Source organism: Alteromonas sp. MMG017 (assembly GCF_018100795.1).
In the GTDB taxonomy this organism is placed as follows: domain Bacteria; phylum Pseudomonadota; class Gammaproteobacteria; order Enterobacterales; family Alteromonadaceae; genus Alteromonas.
In genome coordinates this window covers 93816-112041 of the sequence record NZ_JAGJDY010000009.1, presented here as the reverse complement: position 1 = coordinate 112041, position 18226 = coordinate 93816, and the positions used below count along the sequence as shown (strand labels likewise).

18 protein-coding genes are annotated in these 18226 nt (G+C 42.9%); 6 read left to right on the top strand and 12 right to left on the bottom strand.

Annotation, left to right across the window (positions count from 1 at the left end; all coding sequences use genetic code 11):
- The first annotated feature begins 129 nt into the window (after positions 1 to 129).
- Positions 130 to 1089, top strand: a complete 960-nt coding sequence (locus tag J8L84_RS14815; RefSeq protein WP_247670804.1) for a WYL domain-containing protein — start codon at positions 130 to 132, stop codon at positions 1087 to 1089.
- A 45-nt stretch (positions 1090 to 1134) separates the two neighbouring features.
- Here the strand turns inward: J8L84_RS14815 and J8L84_RS14810 are convergent, their stop codons facing one another.
- The 8 genes from J8L84_RS14810 to J8L84_RS14775 all read right to left on the bottom strand — a co-directional run bounded on the left by J8L84_RS14810 (position 1135) and on the right by J8L84_RS14775 (position 9674).
- On the bottom strand, positions 1135 to 3270 hold the full coding sequence (locus J8L84_RS14810; protein WP_211071351.1) for a response regulator: 2136 nt from the start codon (positions 3268 to 3270) through the stop codon (positions 1135 to 1137).
- 232 nt (positions 3271 to 3502) lie between these two features.
- On the bottom strand, positions 3503 to 4090 hold the full coding sequence (locus tag J8L84_RS14805) for an urea carboxylase-associated family protein (protein WP_062089052.1): 588 nt from the start codon (positions 4088 to 4090) through the stop codon (positions 3503 to 3505).
- A gap of 38 nt (positions 4091 to 4128) precedes the next feature.
- On the bottom strand, positions 4129 to 4794 hold the full coding sequence (gntA, locus tag J8L84_RS14800; RefSeq protein ID WP_211071350.1) for a guanitoxin biosynthesis heme-dependent pre-guanitoxin N-hydroxylase GntA: 666 nt from the start codon (positions 4792 to 4794) through the stop codon (positions 4129 to 4131).
- Positions 4795 to 4825: 31 nt separating this feature from the next.
- On the bottom strand, positions 4826 to 5728 hold the full coding sequence (locus J8L84_RS14795; protein WP_211071349.1) for a galactosyltransferase-related protein: 903 nt from the start codon (positions 5726 to 5728) through the stop codon (positions 4826 to 4828).
- A 288-nt stretch (positions 5729 to 6016) separates the two neighbouring features.
- Positions 6017 to 6409 carry a hypothetical protein gene (locus tag J8L84_RS14790; protein WP_211071348.1) on the bottom strand — a complete coding sequence of 131 codons (393 nt, stop codon included), beginning with the start codon at positions 6407 to 6409 and terminating at the stop codon, positions 6017 to 6019.
- On the bottom strand, positions 6406 to 7416 hold the full coding sequence (locus J8L84_RS14785) for a YHYH protein (RefSeq protein ID WP_211071347.1): 1011 nt from the start codon (positions 7414 to 7416) through the stop codon (positions 6406 to 6408). The genes J8L84_RS14790 and J8L84_RS14785 overlap by 4 nt, the downstream gene beginning before the upstream one ends.
- Before the next feature lie 159 nt (positions 7417 to 7575).
- On the bottom strand, positions 7576 to 8265 hold the full coding sequence (locus J8L84_RS14780; protein ID WP_211071346.1) for a response regulator: 690 nt from the start codon (positions 8263 to 8265) through the stop codon (positions 7576 to 7578).
- Positions 8265 to 9674, bottom strand: coding sequence for an ATP-binding protein (locus J8L84_RS14775; RefSeq protein WP_211071345.1), 1410 nt, complete (start codon positions 9672 to 9674; stop codon positions 8265 to 8267). The genes J8L84_RS14780 and J8L84_RS14775 overlap by 1 nt, the downstream gene beginning before the upstream one ends.
- Positions 9675 to 9815: 141 nt before the next feature.
- On the opposite strand from J8L84_RS14775, the gene J8L84_RS14770 reads away from it, so the two are divergent.
- From J8L84_RS14770 to J8L84_RS14760, 3 genes are all read left to right on the top strand, one after another.
- Complete coding sequence (locus tag J8L84_RS14770) at positions 9816 to 10052, top strand: hypothetical protein (RefSeq protein ID WP_057791175.1); 237 nt, start codon at positions 9816 to 9818, stop codon at positions 10050 to 10052.
- A 214-nt stretch (positions 10053 to 10266) separates the two neighbouring features.
- On the top strand, positions 10267 to 10857 hold the full coding sequence (locus tag J8L84_RS14765; protein WP_211071344.1) for a hypothetical protein: 591 nt from the start codon (positions 10267 to 10269) through the stop codon (positions 10855 to 10857).
- Between the two features lie 85 nt (positions 10858 to 10942).
- Positions 10943 to 11524 (top strand): hypothetical protein, encoded by a 582-nt coding sequence (locus J8L84_RS14760; RefSeq protein WP_211071343.1) that lies wholly within the window; start codon positions 10943 to 10945, stop codon positions 11522 to 11524.
- 54 nt (positions 11525 to 11578) lie between these two features.
- Here J8L84_RS14760 and J8L84_RS14755 read toward each other — a convergent pair whose 3' ends face one another.
- Positions 11579 to 12565 carry an endonuclease/exonuclease/phosphatase family protein gene (locus tag J8L84_RS14755; protein WP_211071342.1) on the bottom strand — a complete coding sequence of 329 codons (987 nt, stop codon included), beginning with the start codon at positions 12563 to 12565 and terminating at the stop codon, positions 11579 to 11581.
- Positions 12566 to 12859: 294 nt separating this feature from the next.
- Here J8L84_RS14755 and J8L84_RS14750 point away from each other — a divergent pair, with 294 nt between their 5' ends.
- Positions 12860 to 13471 carry a BON domain-containing protein gene (locus J8L84_RS14750; protein WP_211071341.1) on the top strand — a complete coding sequence of 204 codons (612 nt, stop codon included), beginning with the start codon at positions 12860 to 12862 and terminating at the stop codon, positions 13469 to 13471.
- 370 nt (positions 13472 to 13841) lie between these two features.
- The gene (locus tag J8L84_RS14745; RefSeq protein WP_247670803.1) at positions 13842 to 14204 is read left to right on the top strand and encodes a hypothetical protein; all 363 of its coding nucleotides are present in this window, start codon (positions 13842 to 13844) and stop codon (positions 14202 to 14204) included.
- Positions 14205 to 14247: 43 nt separating this feature from the next.
- On the opposite strand, the gene J8L84_RS14740 is transcribed toward J8L84_RS14745, so the two are convergent.
- The 3 genes from J8L84_RS14740 to pyk all read right to left on the bottom strand — a co-directional run bounded on the left by J8L84_RS14740 (position 14248) and on the right by pyk (position 17966).
- Positions 14248 to 15300, bottom strand: a complete 1053-nt coding sequence (locus tag J8L84_RS14740) for a DUF2891 domain-containing protein (protein ID WP_247670811.1) — start codon at positions 15298 to 15300, stop codon at positions 14248 to 14250.
- A 159-nt stretch (positions 15301 to 15459) separates the two neighbouring features.
- Positions 15460 to 16344, bottom strand: coding sequence for a 5'-methylthioadenosine/S-adenosylhomocysteine nucleosidase (locus J8L84_RS14735; RefSeq protein WP_211071339.1), 885 nt, complete (start codon positions 16342 to 16344; stop codon positions 15460 to 15462).
- 185 nt (positions 16345 to 16529) lie between these two features.
- The gene (gene pyk, locus J8L84_RS14730; protein ID WP_211071338.1) at positions 16530 to 17966 is read right to left on the bottom strand and encodes a pyruvate kinase; all 1437 of its coding nucleotides are present in this window, start codon (positions 17964 to 17966) and stop codon (positions 16530 to 16532) included.
- Positions 17967 to 18226: the final 260 nt, after the last annotated feature.

Genomic DNA, 18226 nt, shown 5'->3' with positions numbered 1-18226 from the left:
ATATTAAACTCGCTAAATCATCTAAGACTTCTTGTTCAAGCGACCAGTAAAAAAATACGATAAAATTTTTATTTACAGCCAGCTTAAAATAAACCACACTGGTTAAAAATACAGTTAAGTGAAAATATTATGTCTGCCACCCAAATGCGAGGTAATGAAGGGCGAGAATTCGGCCTTAACGATGCTTCATCTTCAGAAAATGCCAATCTTGATACCATTAGTTTTGCTCAGCGTCAGCGGTTGGCGTATATCGATTTTTGTTTGCTGTTTAAAGGGGCGATTTATCGCCAAGATTTAATTGGGCGTTTCGAAGTGGGCTTGTCTGCGGGCTCTCGCGATTTCAGCCTGTATAAAGTGCTGGCGCCAAATAATCTAACCTACGACGCAAGAGATAAGCGTTACTTTCAAACCGATACTTTTGTACCTTTGTTCGAGCACGATCCCCGTAGAACCTTGGTGAAGTTGGCGAACGATATATCAGACGGTTTCGATGCTATCGGAGATATTCATTTTCCGGTAGAAAGTGCATCGTCGTTAAATGTGCCCGACATTTATGTGGTAGCAAAATTAGTGCAAGCTATTGTTAATAATAAAGCGGTGAGTGTTATATATACATCGCTTTCCAGTGGTTCGGGGGCGCGAGAATTGGTACCCCATAGTATTGTAGATAATGGCCAGCGTTGGCATGTACGCGCGTTTGATAGAAAAACAGGAAGCTTCAGGGATTTCGTGCTAACCCGTATTAGTAAAGTTACCTTAAAAGCCGATCCTGCATTAAGTGAACAGAGCCTAGCCGATGAAGCTTGGCAACGAAAAATAGCCTTAGAAGTGGTGCCGCACCCGAAGAATATAAATCATCCTACTGCCATAGAGCTCGATTATGGTATGGAAGAGGGGGGTCTTCAGCTTGAAGTTCGCGCCGCTATGGCAGGGTATTTACTTCGCCGGTGGAATGTAGATTGTACTAAACATGCTAGCCTTAGAACGGGTGAATACCAACTGTGGTTGCGAAACCAAGAAACGCTGGAAAATACCGATAATCTTGCCATTGCACCAGGGTATATAAGCGAAGAAAAACGCTACGAGTAACAGGGCGTCTGTTACATGGTGGTTTATTGATAGTTTACGGGCGCGTTACCACTTTTGTGTAAATTGCTTAATGCTTGAAAGCAGCAAATCTTTATTTAATGGCTTGGTAAGAAAATCATTCATACCTGCGTTTAAGCACTCTTCTTTATCTTCAGGGAAGGCATTGGCCGTAAGGGCGGCGATAGGGGTGTTCACCTTTAATCCGTTGCGAATGATGCTAGAGGCCATAATGCCGTCCATGACGGGCATGTTGCAGTCCATTAATATGAAATCGAATAAGTGCTTAGCACAGGCGGCAACGGCTTGCTCTCCATCTTTTACATGCACAATTTTATAGCCTTCGCCTTCAAGCATAGCTTTCACAATTTCGGCATTAATATCATTGTCTTCTGCAATAAGAATGCGCAGTCGTGGCGTTGCCTTAACGGGAAAGCCGGCAGGCTTACTTGCATGCGACACGAGCTTTTGTAAATCGAGTTCTAAATCTTTACGTATGATCGGCTTAGCATGTGAGCGCCAAATAACGTCTTTTACGGCTTGTTCGCAGTTTAATTGTTCTAGTTCTGCCGAAATCAGAATAATTTTTGGAAATGGCGAGATGTCTAGTTTCACCAATTCGCGTAATAAATCAACGCCGCTCATCTCTGGCATTGCTAAATCGAGAATAATAACATCGTATTTGTTGGGCGTATCTTCTAGAAAGTCCTTGGCGCTTGAATAAGACGTAGGAATAAGCGACATCGCGGCAACGACGTGTTCTAGGTATTCTCGGCTTGTCAGTAAGTCATCCACAATAGCGCATTTCAATGTGGCATCGGTTTTAACTTCGATGGCGGGTAGAGACTGTTCAACCACCGGAAGGATTAGCGTAAATTCACTCCCCGCTCCTAAGGTGGAGGAGGCTAAAATATCACCGTCCATTAATTCCGCTAATTCTTTAGCAATACTTAGCCCCAGTCCAGTGCCCCCATAATGACGGGTGGTAGATTGGTCTGCTTGTTCAAACTTTTGAAAAATGGTCGACAATTTATCAGTATCGATACCTATGCCGGTATCTTTAACTGAGAACCGTAGGGTATTGCCATTCGCTGTCGCAGCCTGGCTAACCGATAAGGTTACGCTACCTGACTCGGTGAACTTAATGGCGTTGCTTAATAAGTTATGTAAAATTTGTGCAATTCGGGTGATATCACCTTGAATAACGGGCGCTAGTGTTTGCTGTTTATTATAATGAAATGCTAAGCCTTTGTTCTGGCAATAAATGCGCTGTATAGATACCACCTCATCAAGCAGTTGAAGCAAGTCGACAGGGCTTTTCTCAACAACAATTTTTCCCGCTTCAATTTTTGATAAATCAAGAATGTCATTTATAAGGGTAAGTAACTGTCGTCCAGCGGCTTTAGCCTTTCTTAAGTAATTTTCACTCTTGCTTGGATTATCCATCGCAAGTTCAATCATGCCAAACAACCCGTTCATTGGCGTGCGTAATTCGTGACTCATGCTCGATAGAAATTCAGATTTAGCTCTATTGGCTTCGTGAGCCTTTTGCGCTTCTGTTTCTGCTTTGTCTGATGCTTCATACAAGTGTTGTATCGTCTTTTTAATTTTTCTATCCATAGGCGCAAAAATGAAAAAAGCTTCAACCCCTAGCAGGAATAATGTGGCAAGCCACAAATAAAACTCTAGTGATGAGACCGCATCAACATTACTTTTCGCCTCTTTTTCAAAGATGTAAACTACAGTATTTAACTGCTTTAGCAGCCCCGTGGCTTGTTCTATAGGAATGGTAATAGAGAATGAACATTGGGGCGTCTTAACAAGTGCCCTTGCTTGCGTAATGTATTGATTAACTTTGGCATCAAGTTGGCTAGCACCGAAATACATGTCAGAGACAGAGCTTGGTAAAGAGGGCAAAGAGGTAAGTTTTTTATGATTACTTGAAAAGGTACTAATAGCCGCTTCAAGCATGTCAGTAGACGAAGCGCTGTCTTCGCCACAGGCATTTATTTTTTGTACAAGTAATGCAATACGCTGGGAGAGCATTCGCTGCTGTCCTGCAATATTGATGATTTCTGCATCGAGGCGCTGATCGTTCAGCAGTGTTCGCATTGTAAACACAGATGCCGTGACAAGGCAGGCAATGAGAAGCAGCGCTAGCGTGTACCGTATGCGAATGGACATAAAAATTACGTTTTTCTTAGAGTACCTAAAAGATAATTGATACCAATCATTTACGCAATTTAACTATAGGACTAAATATTAGGCTTTTTTGAATGCAGAGGTATTTGATACGAAATAGCAGTACATCAAATACCAAGAAGCAGTGTTGAAGAATATGGATAAAACGGCTTTTTAACGCTGATGTGGCAGGCTTGCTCTCAATGAGAGCAAGCTTATTGAAGTTAACTTTTACCTATAACGCAGGCAAAATTTCAAATTGAATAGGTTTATAGCGAAAGTTATTCGATTCGCCCGCAGAGCATGCGGTAAGGCCTACAATCATATCCATTTTTGCTTCAAAAATAGTGTAGTCACCAGCTTTACTTGTAGGCGGTAACACGGCAATTTTTCCTTCGGGGCTCACATCCACGTTCATAAAGGTATTGAATGTTGTGCCAATGTGATGTGCAGGAATATCGAACTCAGCAAAAGCGGCCACTAGGTTGCCATGGCATCCAGGTACGGGAGTTTCACTAGGGTAGAAGTGTTTGAAGGTATCCACACTGCAAGGGGTTAAAAGAAAATCGTGTTCTTCCACCGTATCTTCAATTATATCAAACATCACCTGACTCTCATTGGAATAGAGCTTACAGCCAGCTGCAAAATGGGTACTTTCATTATAATCTAGCGAACGGCCTGACGACATGAACTCATTTTTATCGTGGGCATTAAAAGCATATAAATCGGCAACTTGTTCCCCTTCAGGATCAATAACTTTAAGTCTTTCACCTTTTTTAATGGTGAATGCTGTGCCGCTTCTTGGTTGAATGGTTTGTCGCATTGCTGCCTCGTTATTTTCTTTATTTGAATTTGTGTAAATTAGTTTTGACTTGCGTGGAAAGGACATTGCCAACGCTTGGGTTGCTGCTTTCCGCTGTATTGATAAGCTTCTGACTGCTCACCGTGATTTTGCAATAAGGTATTTTTTGACCCACAGAAGGCTTCGTCTTGCTGACGAATGTGGTCTCTTAAATCTTCAAACTTGCCTTGCTCACGAAGTAATTCGAATTGTTCGTGAAGATTAAACACCAGTGCGGGGCGTTCGAAGCGTCTGCTTTTTCGCTTCGCACCTGGGTGGAGTCCAATGATAAAAAACGCTTTACCACCCAAGCTAAAACTAAAGTTAGGGCTATGCGGATTTTCGTCTACTTGGTTATCCCAGTCATGCATACAGGTGTCGATATCATGAAGTTGCTGAAGCTTGCGCCACAGTAATTTATCAAAAACAACCTCGCTCAAAATTTCCGGTTGTTCAAAAGTTAGTACCAGCGAGGAATACATGTCTTTTTCTAGCTCAAAACGATGAATGAAGTCGTAGATGTCCGTCAAGATGTCGGTGTCATTCATGTCGCATCGAAAATTATCGTACTGTTTTACCGTGATTTTACCTTTGTTCAAAGCAGTTTTTGCCCCCACGCAGGGGTACTCAGCTTGATCAATAAATGCAGCAACCTTGTGTTCTAAATCAGGTTTTAAAATAGACATACTCACTCCTTGATTAGTCTTCCCACGAATTTTAAGCAGATTGCTTAATCATCGCTGTATCGTCTTCTTGCGATGAATTATCGTTTTCAGAGACCGGTTTTTCGCGCTTAGGCAATTGCAGAACATGAATGCCAGCGGTTTCAAAATCTTCATTAATGTAACCGGCTTCTGCATATGCATTTAGCACATCGATACAAGGGTTAACGCCCCATTTCGCGTGATAACGCTCGGCGTTTCTGACAAAATCTAGAAGGTGATTAATAGGGCAACGGTAATTTGGTCGCTCTGGAGCAAAGGTCTGCAATTCAATTTGATTTAAAGAAAAACCCAGTGAACGACAATTGGTAAAAAAGTCTTCGTCGTTTAGTCCGAAGCCGTCGTAACCTTCATCGAAACCGCCGGTTTTCTTAAAATCTGTCTTGCTAATAAAAAACACTGTAGAACAAATGCTATCGTCACTAAACTTTCCATGATCATCTTCCTGTTGTCTTGACGGAATTTCGTTATTGTCTTCGTCTGGTAATTCTTGGCTTTTAATGTGGCATAAAGTGTCGTGGGGAAAAGTCCATTGTGACTCTGGAACGAATGTCACTTTGGTAAATACCACTGAGCCTGGACACCACGCGTTCATCCCCTTGGCGATGAAATTTTTATCCACGATGGCATCAACATTTATGTAAGCTAAAAGGTTACTCTTGGCTTCTTGTAAGCCTCGGTTACGTGCTCTAGCAATGGGTAACGCGCCGCTAGCCACAAACTTATGCACGATGTTAAATTTCTCACTCTTCGCTAGTGAAAGCGTTGAAGGAGAGCACATCCAAACAATGACAAGTTCATCGGGTAGTGGGTTACACGACTCAAGCTGTTCTATGAGTCTGCAGAGTTTTTCTGTACGACTTTTTACTATCGTGACAACACTGACGGGTGAATGCATGTAAACCTCCTAATTTCCCTTTGGTGAGTGATTGATAACTGAACTTCTGTCATCGCTATCAAACGTCGCACTAACTGTCTTATCTGTAATGCTTACTTGCAGGTTAACTAGCAATAATTAGACCTTAGTCTAATATGTTGAAAAGTTTGGAGATTGTTTCTTTTGGCGGAGGGCGGTAGCGCTTAGGCTTGCAAAGAATTCACTCAGTGTGAATCTATTTCATAGTTTTAAAATGGGGCCAATACCCCATTCTAGAAAGGGTTTTCTGTTTACTGGGAGGACTCCTACTCACTGGTGAAGAGTGTTAGCCGCATTAACATCATTGGCTTTAGCAGTAACTGGTTGCGGCGTACTTACCTGATTTATTTTAGCTTCTATTCCTATTTCATCTGGTAAGGTTTGTGAATATTCGATGGGTTCATTTCGAACACATAAGGTCTTTAAATTGAAAACTTGGCAGCTGCCTTTATAACGCTGGGTATCGGCTACAAGGTACTGACATGCTTCGCCCTTCGTTTTTGTTTTGCAGGCATCAAATGCTTCGTTGTGAATATGACCGCTGTGAGCCAAAACTGTCGTCGAGCATGTCATCGCTAGTACCGTTACCAATGAAAGTAGAGGTAAACGTTCGGATGACTTTTCAAATAATATATTGAGTGATTTGGCACATATAGACATCATTCATTTACCTCTATACTGCCTTGAGCACCTTGGTAGCAGCCGATAAACATATTTTCTGCCGCACTTGCTGCGTGATAGTGATAACCTCTTGTATCGTCCTCATGGCCTCTACATTCATCAAGATCGTAGTCTTCCTCTCCATTGGCATTCAACATGCCGTAGATACCGTAGCCATCAAGTGCATAGCCCATTAGGTTGGCATGCTCATCAATACTGGTTACCACTTCGCTACACCCTAAAGAAGCATGATAATGATAGCCTTCAGCGGGGTTCACGTGGCCCCCACAATCGTCGAATGCTGCAATGGTATTTGCCGCCAGTATTTGGGACACAGGGGCAGGGCCTGCTATCACTACGCCATTGAGTGAAACGCCCAAGTCAGCACCAATAGAGTCGGGGTTTGATAAAGGCACTGGGGTAACTGGAATAAGAATAGTTTGTTGCATACCGCCGTCGTAGTAACTAATTGAACACTGAACGCAGTGATTTTGATATTCCGCTGCTACATTTGGGCGGGCTGCAGCTTCACACGCCACTTGTGTATCGGTCACAAAAATATCGCCAGTATCTTCATCGTATAATTCCCAGTCATCGCCATAGAGGGTTTTAACGTCAACAAAGAATTGCCCTTCCAGCTGATATACGTCGCCACTTCCGTCAAACCATATACCGCCTTTGGTGGCATCGTCTGCAATATTAGAAGGGCAAAAGGGGCCAATTTCCGTATTGGCAGGGGCTCCATTGATAACGACTTTGTAGCATTCGGTAATGGTACCATCCGTAAGCGTACAAGCTGTGGTAGTAATAGTTTCGGCCAGGCCTGCGGCTAGGAAATAGTCTGGGTTGGGGCCAATAACGACATTGTCGGCGTCGCCATCTGAATCTGAGCCAGAATCAGTGGAAGTATCGCTTGCTGTTGTTGAAGTGTTATTGGAATTGTCGCTATCAGAGCAGGCGGATGTGCCCAGCAATGTAAGCACAAGCAGTGCGTAAAATGACGTCTTCATAAAATGCCCCAGAACTGTCTTTTAGATTTGAATATTTATTGGAATACCAAATCAAAGACTATCGCTAAAAAGTGCAGTTTAAGTGCAGGTTCAATGAGGCTTTAATGAAGATGTATAACAGGCTACTGTACTTTATCTAAAACAGGCTACTGTACTTTTTTACTGTACTTTGTAGCCTATGCCGTATACCGCATGAATAGGACTGATATGTTCAGCTGTAGCTAATTTGTGACGTAGGTTTTTCATATGGCTGTCGATAGTGCGGTTACTGACCACTCTGCCATCTTCGTAGCCAAGTTCCATAAGTTGGTCTCGCGAGTAAACGATACCGGGTTTCGTCATCATCGTTTTCAACAACCGAAATTCTACCGGCGTAAGCTCAATAATGTTGCCATCCACAGCGCATTCAAAGCGAGACATATCCAACTCGATGTGGCGAAAAGTGAGTTTTTCTGATGAAGACTCCGTTTTGGTTTGTTGGGTACTACGCCGCAATACAGCTTGTATTCGTGCTACCACTTCACGCGCTGAAAAAGGTTTACATACATAGTCATCGGCACCCGCTTCAAGACCAATAAGTCGGTCTATTTCATCGACTCGGGCGGTCAACATGATAATGGGCACCATGGAAAAACGACGTAACGATTTGCAAATGGTGAGTCCGTCCACACCGGGCAACATCCTATCAAGAATAATGGCCGCGGGAGCTTCTTTTTTTACCGTATCAACCACATGGGTGCCTTCGTTCAGTACGGTAGATGTGAACCCTTCTAAGGCTAGAAACTCAACTAAAATTTGCGCAATTTTATCTTCATCTTCAACAATGAGTACATGTTTGTGCGATGTCATTAGTTATTATCCGTAGTGAAATGTTTGGGCAGCTCTGCTGTAATTTTAACGCCGCCGAGTGACGAAACTGACGCGCTAATTTTGCCACCATGGGCCTCTATAATTTGTTTACTAATGGATAGACCAAGGCCGGCACCTTGCGTTCGACGCCTACGTGAGGCATCTTCTCTAAACAAAGGTTCAAATAATGCCGCTGCATTTTCTTTCGCAATGCTGGGCGCTGAGTCTTGTACAATAATAACAATAAATGAAGGTTGTTCTGAAACCAATAACTCTACAGTACCGGGCGCATCGGTGTACTCACATGCGTTAACTAACAAGTTAAGCATAAGTTGCTTCAAGCGCTGGTGATCGGCATTAATAGTGATGTTGGGCGGGCAGGAAAACGTGAAGGTAAGCCCTTTTGTATCAAAAATATGCGCAAGGCTTTCGCTTTGTTGCGCTATTACTTGGCTCACATCCACTGACGAGAAATGATAAGAAAGCCCGCCAATATCTGACAGTGATAATTGATATAAATCTTCAACCAATAAAGACAAGCGCGAGACCTCTTGGTCAAACGAAGCCAGTTGTTTTTGATCAAGTGGTCGAATTCCTGCTTTTATCAGTTCAATTTCGCCAGACAGTATGGTGAGGGGCGTACGAAGTTCATGAGAAATATCAGCTAGCCATTGGCTTTTAGTATTTTTATGCGCTTCAAGGGTATTTCCCAATGTGTTGATGTGGCGCATTAGCTCGCCAAACTCATCAGGACGGTTTTCTGGCAAGTTGGTTTTATATTGATGTGCGGTAAGGCCTTTAACGCTTTGTAATATAGCCTTAAAAGGGCTTAGCATGCGGGGCGCAACGCCTAATGCCAGTACAAGCGAGGCGATAAGTGATACTAGCCCTATAAAAATAATGGCGTGCAGCTGTTGTGCAGAAAAAGCACGAGCCACATCTGAGTCAGGTGTTTGGGGTGGGTAACTGGTAAGCCAACCTATGAGCTCGCCGTTAACTTCAAGTTGTACACTGACTTCATTTCGTTCGTTTTCGTCAGCATAGGAATCTTGCCCCGATATGATTTCCCCAGAGGCATTAGTCAGTAATGTAGGTGGGCCGGCAGATGTATCGTCAATCTGATGCCTAGGGGGAGGGAATCCACCGGGTCGAGGGCGCATGCCGGGGCGGCGATGAGGCATGCCAGTAGGTGCAACACGCTCTATTTCGATATTTTCCCAACTATTATTATTGCTGCGGTACTCTGCAATAAGCACGCGACGTAAACTCATCAGGCGCTCTCGTTCCTGATTTTGAATAAATTCATTAAAGCCTTGCTCGAAACTCCATCGTGCAAGTGCTAGTGAAAGCGACAAAGACACACAGGTAAAGCCAACAAGAATAACAAGCAATTTATGGGATAGTTTCATTGTGCTGAGTATATCTATGCTTGTACGTTGCTAACAATTGTTTCTGCTTTTATTCCGTTACTTCTACATGTTCTCTGCACTGAATCTGCACATTTAACGCGTATGCTGAATGTGAGTTAGTTAATCTTCTTAGGAAAAGTCATGAAATTGTTAAAGCTTGTATTCGTTGCCACGCTTCTCACAGGAAGTTTAAGCGCATTTGCGCAACAGGGTCGTCCGAATGGTCCGCCACCTGAAGCTATTGAAGCATGTGAAGATAAATCTGAGGGTGATACAGTCTCTTTTGAAACCCGTCGCGGTGACAGCGTGGAAGGTACTTGCGAATTGGTTGAGGAACAACTGGTAGCGGTTCCTGAAAACCATCGTCAACAACGTTAATTTCCCCAGTATATTATTTCTTTACCCATCTAAAAACGTAAGCTGGCAGTGTAAATATGCACCGTCAGTTTTTGCTTTGTTATTACAGAACGCTCTAACAAAAAAATACCGAATATGTCATACTAGTCAATCATTAAGCTAAGCATTAATAGCGCGCCCTTTTGTTAGGTTTTTCACAGCGCATTAGCTTAAAATATCTTATTGGAGGCCTAGTATGCAATACAGTGACGAGCGCCTTAACGAGCTAGTAAACGCCAGAAATTCAGAGGTTCCAGACGTATTTAGCATTCAGTGTGATGGCATTGAACTTTATGTTCACGTTAGCCCTTACGTATGGATCCGCCCTTGGGAAGGACGTGACCACACGGCTTTTTCAGTGGGACTAGCGCCAGGATGCCCAAATGCCTGTAGGTTGTTCGGTAAAATTGATGTGCCTTATTTGCATATTTCGCTAGAGGCCCTCAAGCAGGCCGCGGTTAAGCGTGTATCTGAAGCGGGAATATCGTTTTTAACCAAACGAGGAGCAGGGGTGAAAAGCTTTGCCATTCACCCTAGAGGCGGTTTGACATCAGTAGACGAAAGCCGTGCTTACCACGATGCTTACGTAAATGGATACCGCTATGTAGTGCATGTTTATCAGTTACGAAGTGGCGGGCTTGGAAAGCGCTTTGCTGAATGGTTTTTTTTCGGAGAGCCAGAGCCGTCTGTGATCTTAACAAAATTACGTCGTCAGCAAGATAATCTTGCAGACTCAATGCATTTTGAAATATGTCAATTGTCGACGGAACTTCCTAAGTCAGCGTAAATCTTAATTAGTATAATAAACTATGGTTCACTTGTGAGCGTATTCAAATCTTTATAAAGTGAGTAAAAGTCAAGTGGAGAGAGTTGTGAACTCTGAATCGGTAGTTGAACTTCGCAACTATGAAAAAAGCCAGTTAAAACAAGTTAGTGTTATTTCTGGTATTTCACCCAATGCCATGCGAAGGGTATTTGGTGGATGGATATTATTTGCTGCATTAGTAGGAATAATTGTTTCTGTTGCACCGGATTTAGACAGTCAGTTTATTGGTTTAACCTTGTTTGTTTTGGTGGCCTTCACCGTTGTAATGTTTTGGCAGAGCCGAATATCTGAAGGCTGGCCAGCCATTATTTGCGATGACGATTACATAGGTGTGGTACGAGATCCTGTTCTGCGTGAATATGTGTGCGTCAAAAAAAGTATTATCACCGATGCTCAACCTTCACTGATTAAACCGAATAAGAAAGCGGTTGAAATGAGTTTAGACACCAGCGCACTTAGCGAAACCGACACCGCCATTTTGAAACAAGCGGTGTGGCCTCGAGAAGACAAACTTATTGGTCTTGCACATTTTAAACGTCGTGAAGAAGCATGCGAAAGCGTAATGTGGTGTGTTAATCACAATACGAAAGCGGTGAGGTCAGTTCCAGCACATCGTGTGCCTACCTAGTCGTAAGCCTTTTCAATATTTAGCCGCTTTATAGCGGCTTTTTACTTTCTGTATTTAGGCTTTTGGCTTTAGTTTCAACCGCGTTAACAGCGGGTAATGATCTGAGCCAATATCAGGTAGTTTCCTAATGTCTTCAAGCATAAAGTGACTTGAATGAAACACATGATCCAATGGCCATTTAACTAATGGGTAGTGGGCATGAAACGTATTGAAAAATGCACGACCAATTCTTGGGTCCAGCATACCGCTTATTTTCTTAAATTTTCGGGTAGTAGGTGACCATGCCACATCGTTTAAGTCACCCGCCACAATAATAGGCCCGTCTTTTTTAGCTATTTCATGGCCTACCATAGTAAGTTCCACATCTCTGGGCTTAGCCGTTTTGTTTTCTGTAGGGCTAGGAGGCTTCGGATGTAAAAAGTAAAGTGTCACATCTTGTCCATCCATATCGATAGTAACAAGCATGGAAGGCACATCATCTTCTACTAAATAGTTGAGCTTGGCAGTTTTCAGTGGGTATTTACTGTATAAGTGCATGCCATACAGATTCTCTAACGGGCAATGCTGCTGGTGAGGATGAGTTTCGTTTAACGCCGATAGGGCTATTTCCCAGCGCTTGTTAGATTCGAGAGTAACGACGAAGTCTGGATTGGTGTCACGCACATGCTTCAATAGCTTGTCGTAATCTTCATTGGGCATAAAAACATTGCTAGATAAAATACTAATACTCTCTCCAGCATCTTGAGAAGATGCTTTAACCACTTCCTTTTTATAAAAGAAGGTATAAGGCAAGATCCAAATAGCTTGGTAAATCGCGCAGGCAATTAATCCAATATAAAGCAATGCGATGATAAGCGTGTTAAATGCAGAAAGATCCGACGGAGACATAACCCCTCGGGTAATCAAGACTATCACCATTAAACCTAGCAGCTGTAGCCGTGGAAATTCCCATACCCTAACCAGCCAATGCTTCGACGGGAGTGAAGGCGCTAAAGTGGCAGCGATAAGAAATATCGCCATGGTGTTCAGTAAAATATTCATTGTCGTTCCTGACTAAGTTGTTTTTTGCATTATTAGCTTGCTTGCAAACGCTTTAAAAAAGGCAAACTCGGCTATTGTTGGATTAATAATAAGTATATTGGTTAATGAATATTCAATTTTCGTTCCGGTTAGGCAAATTGTAGGTAAAAAATGCTCATAGGCCGAAAAGTTTGCAGAGATGTTAACAAGTGATAACTAGGGTGAAAGTAGGGTAACTTGTTATAAATCAGTTGTTTGCTATGTTGGCTCGAGTTTCGCATTGGTTATTGGGAGTTTCAACAAAGGAGAACTGTTATGAAACGCACATTACTTTCTATACTTGTAGCGACCTCGATGACAACCGCAGCTTTTGCTGGTGACATGGAGACAGATAACAAATGGGAAAAAGGCGCTAAGGATGCGTGGATAGACGGCAAAGCCGAAGCAACATTACTATTCAACGGCAACCTTGATTCATTCGATATCAATACAGATGTAAACAACGGAAATGTTGTTCTAACAGGTAAAGTAGATCATTCAGTCGATAAGAAATTAGCGGAAGAGCTAATTTCAAATATTGACGGTGTTATGTCAGTAGACAACCAACTTTCTGTTATTGAAGAGAAAGATATGGATAAAATGGCAAGCGACATGTCAGATGACGCTGAATCAGAATATGATGAGCAGACGGGCACGCTTACTGATGCCAAAATTGCTACCGTAATTAAAACTCGTCTATTAATGGATAGCGACATCTCTGGCTTCGATATTGATGTAGATGTTGAAGCAGGTAACGTTACACTAACAGGTAACGTAGACTCCGATGCCGAGCGACAGCTTGCTGTTGAAATAGCCAAAAACGCTTCAGATGTGAAAAACGTTGAAGACAATTTGCAGGTTATTACTGAAACAGCAATGAAAAACTAAGCAGTTATTAGTGAAATGAAAGGGGCCAATGGGCCCCTTTTTTATGTCTGGATAACGGTAGATTTCTATAATAACACCCTGTATTAAGTCAAGAAGTGTTGTTAGCCACTTTTTTCTATATCCCGTTTTTTCGCAGCAATATGTAGTATTTTCCCATCCACTTTACAACTTTTGTCTTACAACCTTTGTCGGATTTTCTTCCTATCCATTGCTGCGTATACTCTTCGCGGTAATGAGGTGGCGTTAAGAAATTTGGAACACAATGTGCAATACAAGTTGTAATTAAGTTTTTAAGTTACAACGTGCAGTAGTCATTTAGAACCAACGCGTTCTTACATGGATAATCGCAAGTTAGTATAAAAGGAAGTGAATGATGAAAGTATTAAATTGGTTGGTTTCAGGTGTGTTGATTTCAATGCTTATTGTACTTGCAGGCGTGTTAACAAATAACATGGCTTATGTAGGTAAAGCGAACGCTGATGATTCAAACAAAGCCCATCACGCCTCTATCGTAAAAATAGAGCGCATACTTGCTCAGACCGAGTTCGATGTATCTCAAAAGCGTGATTTATTACGTAAAACACGTATCGAGTTTTACCTTGCAGAAGCGAAACAGGCAGACCTGCGTAATTGGACATTCAAACGTGATGATTTGATTGACCGCGCAAAGAATATTTTAGTTCACCACCAGACACAGTTTACTGCAACGACAACTGAGTTTGCGAGCATTTAAGCTCGCCAACTCTGTATCAGGTAATTTAGCAACTGTCAGTGGTTTAAAGGCCACGTTGGGTTTCTAAATAGGTAGCAAAGCTACCAAGCCAATGACTCCCCATATAATGCATATCGTTTATAACAGAATCTACTCCCGCTGCCTTATGTGCACGTGCTGCACTACTTATTGCTGCTACACGCTTATCGCCTGAAGGCAGTGCTGAAGCGATACCTTCAAGCATCCATGCACGACTTAAATTTAAGCCATCTAAGTGCGCAAGTTTACCATCACTTTTATCCACTACCGTCGCTACGGTTATCCAAGCAGCATTTCCGTCAGTTGGAATGCTGGGTAAAAAAGAAGATAGCCACGTTGCATAATTCTTACTTGAATACACTCGTCGCATCAAATCGGCTTCGGCAATACAGGGGGATAAGAAATCTTGGCCTGATGGTTCATAAGCCAGTGGGCAATTCACATCAGTTGCGTATAACCTGGTGATGGTTTTAGTGAGCAAGTTTTCAAATGCAACATCACCAGCCGTGCGGCTCCAATCCAACATAAGGCCGAATGCAAACGCGGTTTGACTATGTTCGCCCACACGAATTGGAAACGACAGTTTAGGAAGCCAATCTGTTACATTTGCCACGATTTTTTGCTCGAGTGGGAGTAGGGTGGTTAGCCATTTTTTTGCCTCAGGTGAATTCCATTCACGTAGTTCACTGGTTAATTGTAAAAACCAAGCAAGTCCATAAGGACGTTCGAAGCTTGTGCCTGTACCCTCACGGTTAAAGTAAGCGACTTCACCAGCGATATTCTCTTCGGTAAAACTGATGTCGAGGTGTTTTATAATGTCCGGGTAGTGAGGCGTTTCTGGATATTGGCTTGCAATTCGGGTTAATAACCAATGCCCATGTACAGATGAGTGCCAATCAAAGCAGCCGTAAAACGCAGGATATAGCTGTTTAGGCGGCTTGACGTGTTCTGCCCCCGTCATCATGTGTTTAATGATGTTTGGGTACTCTTTATGAACACAGGCTAATGCGAGTTGGGCAAAGCGGTTTGCAACCGTTAAGTCACTCGATGATGCATTAGAGTCGGCGTTGTTCGCCATTAGTGATGGAGACACTAGGGTGAGCACCAGTATAAGCTTACCAAGCAGGGTCAATTTCATAAAATAAATGCCAATGGGTTTTAAGAATGAAAGTGCCAAGTTATTTCCTGTAAGGGTAAAATAACTTGGCGGCAAGAATGGGGCTATTTGCCTAGGCGCTTATAAAGGCTTAGGCAACGATGCGATATAGGCTTCAACAACGGTTTTTACGAAGACTTGGCAAGCTTCTGCTGTATCAGGGTTATATTCACCGTGATTGGTAATGTTGTTAGATAAGATACGAATACCAAGAAACGGTACGCCATAAGCATGGGCAATTTGCGCTGCCGACGCAGACTCCATTTCCTCTACGCTGGTACCTAGATTCTTGTGAAGCCATGCAATGCGATCAATTTCGTTGTTCCAAAAATTACCGCTGCCAATGGTGCCTTTCACAACGTTTCCAGTTTTGTGCTCCTTACTTAACGACATGGCGAGGTCAAGTAAGGTTTCGTCACCCGCATAAAAGCGAATTTTTTCAGCATCTGTTGCACTGTCACCTTCGCCGGCACTGCCTTCTGACGCCATTAAATCCATAGGGATCCAATTCAGAGGGCGAGAGCCTTCACCCGCTTCTAGTTTGGGGGTCTTGAAATTACTTGCATTAACGCTTTTTTCGCCCAATACGATATCGCCGACATTAAGTTTAGGATCGTGCCCGCCTGACGTACCTTGGTTAATGATGATTCTTGGCTGGTAACGGCTTATGCCTATGGCCGTTGCCGCAGCTGTATTTTCTAAACCTTTCCCTGTTTTTGCCACTACGATAGGGTGGCCATTTAATGTTCCTAAATAGAAGGTCGCGTTACCTGAGTGCTCAACACGTACGTCGGTTAATAGTGACGCGAAGTATTCTGCTTCAATTGGCATTGGCCCTTGAATCATGATTGGCGCTAATGGGGTTTCAGAAGAGGCTACTGTTACGCTTTTCATGGAAGATTCAGCCATGGTGTTAACGCTAAGTAGCGCAAAAAGCGCGGAAAAAAGTGGTGCCATTATTTTCATTGTTATTCCGTTTAAGTAAGAGTGGTCAGTAAAACTGCAAGTAAAAGACGCCATCCATTTCTACCAGTTCAGTATGTAAATTACAATGTGAATAGGCGGTAGGTGCGGGTGAAATAGCATGATGAATACGCATAAAAAAAGGCAGCCACTGGCTGCCTTTAAAACGTGTTAAGTGCGAATAACGCTTATTCTACTTCGACAATCTTAAGGGTATTAGTTGCCCCAATTTTTTCCATTTCATCACCGTAAGTCAAAATGATGTTGTCGCCACTTTGCACTAAACCTTTGGCTTTAAGTGCCGCCACTACATCATACTTTAACTGACCAGGTTCGCTTTTCGATGAATCGAAATAAACAGGCTTAACACCACGGAACAACGCCATAGTATTTAGGGTGCCTTCATGACGAGACATCGCAATGATAGGTAACGAGGTAGTAATACGCGACATCAATCTAGGCGTGTTGCCGCTTTCAGTTAATCCTACAATCGCTTTTACGCTAGGTAGGTGGTTAGCTGCATATACTGCTGACAACGCAATTGATTCGCTGGTAGATGAGAAAAGCTCATCCATGCGGTGCTTTGAAATTTTAACGCTAGGATGCGTCTCTGCACCTTCACATACACGGGCCATCGCTTGAACAGTTTCAATTGGGAAGCTACCTGCCGCTGTTTCAGCAGAAAGCATAACCGCATCTGTGCCATCAAGTACTGCGTTAGCGACGTCCATAACCTCTGCGCGTGTAGGCATAGGGCTATCAATCATCGACTCCATCATTTGCGTTGCGGTAATAACGATTTTGTTTAGCTGGCGTGAACGGGCAATCAGCTTTTTCTGAACACCCACTAGCTCGGCATCACCAATTTCAACACCTAGGTCACCACGCGCCACCATTACCGCGTCTGAAGCACTGATAATGTCAGTAATAGCTTCATCAGTGGCTACGGTTTCAGCACGCTCTACTTTGGCACAAATTTTCGCATAACAGCCTGCTTCTTCAGCCAGCTTTCTTGCGTAATTAAGATCTTCACCACTACGAGGGAATGAAACCGCAAGGTAATCAACGCCAATCTCAGCCGCTGTGATAATGTCTTTCTTATCTTTTTCAGTCAGGGCTTCAGCAGATAAACCACCGCCTTGACGATTAATGCCTTTGTTGTTTGATAATTTACCGCCGACAGTCACTTCTGTTAGCACTTTACGGCCTTCTACGCCGGTGACTTTAAGTTGAATACGCCCGTCATCAAGTAACAAAATATCGCCAGCACTGACGTCATCAGGTAGCGCTTTGTAGTCGATACCAACTTGCTTAGCATCACCAGCATCGCGGTCTAGTTCAGCATCAAGCGTGAAACTATCGCCGATAGACAATTTAACCGCGCCTTCAGCAAAACGTGCAACACGAATTTTTGGGCCTTGTAAATCGCCTAAAATGGCAACGTACTTACCTAAATTTTTAGCCGCTTCTCTTACGCGTTTTGCACGCTCGATATGATCTTCTGCTTGTCCGTGTGAAAAGTTCATGCGAACCGTGTTTGCACCGGCGGCAATTAGTTCTTGGATTTTTTCGAGTGAATCAGTGGCAGGGCCAAGCGTTGCAAGAATTTTCGTTCTTCTGGTCATTAGGAGTCCGTCGCAATTTTTAAGTGATGTAGCACAAATAGATATATGGCTAGCCTGTGTAATTTGTACAAAGGTTAACCTGTAATCGCTTTACGTAATTTTATTACAGAATAGTAGATGAATCTGACATAAATGTGAATGAAAGATGAAGAATTGGGAACTGAGCCGACCAGTTACGTCATTCATCTCAATAAAGAGTGTTAATGCCATTCACTGCCTATTCTGTATTTTAAATAATCAATAGTTAAGCTTGTTTCCAC

Excerpts from the sequence above, each read along its gene's own strand:
- J8L84_RS14755 (WP_211071342.1), bottom strand. The coding sequence starts at position 12,565 with ATGAATATTTTACTGAACACCATGGCGATATTTCTTATCGCTGCCACT.
- J8L84_RS14770 (WP_057791175.1), top strand. The coding sequence starts at position 9,816 with ATGAAATTGTTAAAGCTTGTATTCGTTGCCACGCTTCTCACAGGAAGT.
- J8L84_RS14775 (WP_211071345.1), bottom strand. The coding sequence starts at position 9,674 with ATGAAACTATCCCATAAATTGCTTGTTATTCTTGTTGGCTTTACCTGT.
- J8L84_RS14745 (WP_247670803.1), top strand. The coding sequence starts at position 13,842 with ATGATGAAAGTATTAAATTGGTTGGTTTCAGGTGTGTTGATTTCAATG.
- J8L84_RS14765 (WP_211071344.1), top strand. The coding sequence starts at position 10,267 with ATGCAATACAGTGACGAGCGCCTTAACGAGCTAGTAAACGCCAGAAAT.
- J8L84_RS14805 (WP_062089052.1), bottom strand. The coding sequence starts at position 4,090 with ATGCGACAAACCATTCAACCAAGAAGCGGCACAGCATTCACCATTAAA.
- J8L84_RS14780 (WP_211071346.1), bottom strand. The coding sequence starts at position 8,265 with ATGACATCGCACAAACATGTACTCATTGTTGAAGATGAAGATAAAATT.
- pyk (WP_211071338.1), bottom strand. The coding sequence starts at position 17,966 with ATGACCAGAAGAACGAAAATTCTTGCAACGCTTGGCCCTGCCACTGAT.
- J8L84_RS14810 (WP_211071351.1), bottom strand. The coding sequence starts at position 3,270 with ATGTCCATTCGCATACGGTACACGCTAGCGCTGCTTCTCATTGCCTGC.
- J8L84_RS14740 (WP_247670811.1), bottom strand. The coding sequence starts at position 15,300 with ATGGCGAACAACGCCGACTCTAATGCATCATCGAGTGACTTAACGGTT.
- J8L84_RS14815 (WP_247670804.1), top strand. The coding sequence starts at position 130 with ATGTCTGCCACCCAAATGCGAGGTAATGAAGGGCGAGAATTCGGCCTT.
- J8L84_RS14750 (WP_211071341.1), top strand. The coding sequence starts at position 12,860 with ATGAAACGCACATTACTTTCTATACTTGTAGCGACCTCGATGACAACC.
- J8L84_RS14795 (WP_211071349.1), bottom strand. The coding sequence starts at position 5,728 with ATGCATTCACCCGTCAGTGTTGTCACGATAGTAAAAAGTCGTACAGAA.
- J8L84_RS14735 (WP_211071339.1), bottom strand. The coding sequence starts at position 16,344 with ATGAAAATAATGGCACCACTTTTTTCCGCGCTTTTTGCGCTACTTAGC.
- J8L84_RS14785 (WP_211071347.1), bottom strand. The coding sequence starts at position 7,416 with ATGAAGACGTCATTTTACGCACTGCTTGTGCTTACATTGCTGGGCACA.
- J8L84_RS14790 (WP_211071348.1), bottom strand. The coding sequence starts at position 6,409 with ATGATGTCTATATGTGCCAAATCACTCAATATATTATTTGAAAAGTCA.
- gntA (WP_211071350.1), bottom strand. The coding sequence starts at position 4,794 with ATGTCTATTTTAAAACCTGATTTAGAACACAAGGTTGCTGCATTTATT.